This window comes from Streptomyces sp. MZ04, from assembly GCF_004684775.1.
In the GTDB taxonomy this organism is placed as follows: Bacteria; Actinomycetota; Actinomycetes; order Streptomycetales; family Streptomycetaceae; genus Streptomyces.
Genome location: NZ_SRIC01000471.1, coordinates 1 through 3,755 on the forward strand (window position 1 = coordinate 1; position 3,755 = coordinate 3,755).

At 70.9% G+C, this 3,755-nt stretch carries 4 protein-coding genes; all 4 read left to right on the forward strand.

The features are described from left to right. Positions 1-109 precede the first annotated feature (109 nt). The 4 genes from E2651_RS41970 to E2651_RS44465 all read left to right on the forward strand — a co-directional run bounded on the left by E2651_RS41970 (position 110) and on the right by E2651_RS44465 (position 3,659). Entirely contained in the window at positions 110-1,381 is a 1,272-nt protein-coding gene (locus E2651_RS41970; RefSeq protein ID WP_135336524.1) for a histidine kinase, read from the forward strand. Then, positions 1,378-2,049 (forward strand): response regulator transcription factor, encoded by a 672-nt coding sequence (locus E2651_RS41975; RefSeq protein WP_135336522.1) that lies wholly within the window; start codon positions 1,378-1,380, stop codon positions 2,047-2,049. Before E2651_RS41970 ends, E2651_RS41975 begins: the two co-directional genes overlap by 4 nt. 18 nt (positions 2,050-2,067) lie before the next feature. Further along, on the forward strand, positions 2,068-3,279 hold the full coding sequence (locus tag E2651_RS41980; RefSeq protein ID WP_135336523.1) for a cytochrome P450: 1,212 nt from the start codon (positions 2,068-2,070) through the stop codon (positions 3,277-3,279). A 221-nt stretch (positions 3,280-3,500) separates the two neighbouring features. Further along, on the forward strand, positions 3,501-3,659 hold the full coding sequence (locus E2651_RS44465) for a hypothetical protein (RefSeq protein ID WP_167829070.1): 159 nt from the start codon (positions 3,501-3,503) through the stop codon (positions 3,657-3,659). The last annotated feature ends 96 nt before the right edge of the window (positions 3,660-3,755 follow it).

The following is a 3,755-nucleotide window of genomic DNA, read 5'->3' on the forward strand; positions in this document are numbered from 1 at the left end:
GGGGACGACCCACCCTCCCCGCACCCGTACCTTCGTAAGCGTGACTGACGCAGCCAAGACCGCCGCCCGCCAGGGCCAGCGTGACCGCAGCCCGGAGTTCCGGCTGGCCATGGGGGCCCTCGCCGGGCTTCGGGCGGATCTCTTCCGGGACGCCTTCGCCTATCGCCCGCTGCAAGCGATGCGCACCGACGGTGCGGTGACCCGCCGCCTCCCGGCCCGCATACGCGGCTACGCGGGCTGGACCCCCCACGTGGCGGTCGGCGTGCTCGCCTTCTTCGCGATCGTCCTCGCGTACGCGGTGGACGGCGGAGGCGGCCTCGAGTACGTGATCACCGGGTTCGTGCCGGCGGCAGCCATCCTCATGACGCTGCTCAGGCCCATCGGCGCCTGGTGGATCTCCATCGCGAGCACCCCCTTCACCGGCGCACTCGGCGGCCAGTGGGACGGCTGGCCGTGGACGCCGAGCGCGTTCCTCGCCCACCTCACCGTCATGACGGTGGTCACCCTGCGGACCCGCCCGCGCACCGCCGCGTGGATGTGGGCGGCCACGGCTCTGTACGGCGTCTTCGCCGAGGTCTTCCTCGGCAACGGCTACTACGGCACCGACACCCCCCAGATGCTCTTCTTCTCCGCGCTCGCCCTCCTCGCCGCGTCCCTCGTGCACATCCGCCGCGAGGCCCAGCACGAGGTCAGCGTCCAGCGCACGGTCACCGCGATGGAGCGCGACCGGCGCACGCTCCTTGAGGAGCGGACGACGATCGCGCGCGAGCTGCACGACGTCGTCGCGCACCACATGTCGGTGGTCGCCATCCAGGCGGAGGCCGCGCCCTACCGCGTGGAGAACCCGCCGCCCGAGCTGGAGCAGGCGTTCGTCACGATCCGCGAGAACGCCGTGGCCGCGCTGACGGAGCTGCGCCGCGTCCTCGGTGTCGTACGCGCGGAGGACTACGAGGCGCCGGACGCCCCGCAGCCCACCCTCGCCGACCTCGACCGGCTCATCGCGAACGTCGGCGAGACGGGTCTGACCGTCGAGAAGGTCGTCACCGGCGCGGTCCGCGAACTCCCGCAGGGCGTCGAGCTGTCGGCGTACCGCATCGTGCAGGAAGCCCTCAGCAACACCCTGCGGCACGCACCCGGCGCCACGGCCCGCGTCGAGGTCGGCTACGTCCTCGGCGGCCTGGGCCTGCGCATCGTCAACGGCCCGGCGACCGGCCTGGTCAAGCCCTCCCCCGGAGCGGGCCACGGCATCACCGGCATGCGCGAGCGCGTCACGATGCTGAACGGCGAGATGACGGCGGAGGAGACCGAGGACGGCGGCTACGAGGTCACCGTGTTCCTGCCGGTGGCCTCCGCGTCCGAGCCGTCCGGAGGCCAGGCATGACGAACATCCGCGTACTGATCGCCGACGACCAGATGATGGTCCGCGAGGGCTTCTCCGTACTCCTGAACGCGATGCCGGACATCGAGGTCGTCGGCGAGGCCGTCAACGGCCGCGAGGCGATCGACCGCGTCCGCGAACTCGCCCCCGACGTCGTCCTGATGGACATCCGCATGCCGGTGCTCAACGGCATCGAGGCGACCCGCGAGATCGTCGCGTCGGAAGGCGACTCCAAGGTCCTGGTCCTGACCACCTTCGACCTGGACGAGTACGTGTACGAGGCGCTGCGCGCGGGCGCGTCCGGCTTCCTCCTCAAGGACGCGTCGGCACGCCAACTGGCCGACGGCGTAAAGGTGGTGGCCGCGGGCGAGGCCCTCCTGGCCCCGACCGTGACCCGCCGCCTGATCACCGAGTTCTCCCGGCTCGGCGACACCCCACGCCTCTCGGCGGCGGTCCAGGCCCAGCAGTACGGCGAACTCACCGAACGCGAGACGGAGGTCCTCGTCCTCATCGCCCAGGGCCTGTCGAACTCGGAGATCGCCTCGCGTCTGGTGGTGGCCGAGTCCACGATCAAGACGCATGTGAGCCGCATCCTGGTGAAACTGGGCCTGCGCGACCGCACCCAGGCGGCGGTCTTCGCGTACGAGGCAAGGCTGGTCACGCCGGGCTGACCCGACTACCTTCCCGCTATGGATGCCGCCCTCTTCGCCCCCTGGGCACCGGAGTTCATCGCCGACCCCTACCCCGCCTACGCACGGCTGCGGGCAACCGGCCGCGTGCACTACTTCGAGCCCACCGACCAGTGGCTGATCCCGCACCACGCCGACGTGTCGGCGCTGCTGCGCGACCGGCGGCTCGGGCGCACCTATCTGCACCGGTTCACGCACGAGGAGTTCGGGCGGCAGGCGCCGCCGGCCGCGCACGAGCCGTTCCACGTCCTGAACGACAACGGCATGCTCGACCTGGAGGCGCCGACCCACACCCGCATCCGCCGCCTGGCGTCGAAGGCGTTCACGCCCCGCACGGTCGAGCAACTCAAGCCGTACGTCGAGGAGTTGGCGGACCGACTGGTGCGGGACTTGGTGGCGGACGGCGGCGGCGACCTCGCCGCCCGAGTCGCCGAACCCCTGCCCGTAGCCGTCATCGCGCAGATGCTGGGCATCCCGGAGAGCGACCGGGACCAGCTGCGGCCCTGGTCCGCCGACATCTGCGGGATGTACGAACTGAACCCCTCCGAGGAGACCGCCGGGCGCGCGGTGCGCGCCTCCCTCGACTTCTCGGCGTATCTGCGGGAACTCATCGCCGCGCGCCGCGAGAAGCCGGGCGACGACCTGATCTCGGGGCTCATCGCCGCGCACGACGAGGGGGATTCGCTCAGCGAGCAGGAGATGATCTCCACCTGCGTGCTGCTCCTGAACGCGGGCCACGAAGCGACGGTCAACGCCACCGTCAACGGCTGGCACGCGCTGTTCCGCCACCCGGAGCAACTGGCCGCGCTCCGGCGCGACCCCGCCCGGATCATCCCCACCGCCGTAGAGGAGCTGATGCGCTACGACACCCCGCTCCAGCTCTTCGAACGCTGGGTCCTCGACGACATCGAGGTGGACGGCACGGTCATCCCACGCGGCAGCGAGGTCGCCCTCCTCTTCGGCTCGGCCAACCACGACCCGGCGGTCTTCACCGACCCCACCGAGCTGGGCCTGACCCGCGCCGAGAATCCCCACATCTCCTTCAGCGCCGGGATCCACTACTGCATCGGCGCTGCGCTGGCGCGGGCGGAACTGGGCGCTTCCCTCAGCGCGTTGCTTCGGCTGGCCCCGAGGATGCGCCTCGCCGCGGAGCCGGATCGGAAGCCGAGTTTTGTGATCCGAGGACTCAGCGAGTTGCTGGTCGAGGTCTGATCGGACCTGCCCCCCGCCGTCTCCGCGAGCAGCAGCAGGATCGTGGTGTGCGAGATGAGATTCGCCGGGCCCCATGGCCACGGCGCGTCCTCGACGCGCCCCGTCGTGCAGAGCGCGGTGACGGCGGACGCCGCCAGGGAGAGCCACCAGGCGGGGACCGGCCGCCACAGGGCGAGCACGACCGCGACGCCCTGCGCGAGCGCGAGCGAGAAGCCGATCTCATGGCCGAGGCCGTAGCGCTGCACCAGCTGGCCGATGTTGCCGACGACCGTGCCGAAGGCGATCCATACGACGATGAAGTGGAGTTCCTCCCCTTCGTGCGAGACGCGTCGTACGCGATGCGCGTCTCTGGAAAGGAAGTTATGGATCAGGCCTGGTAGTCGGCATCACACCAGGGAACTCACTTGCGCCGTAGCTCTCAGGTATGACGGGTAGCCCAGGGGCGACCTCCGGCGTCCGACCCCCGACCTCCGACC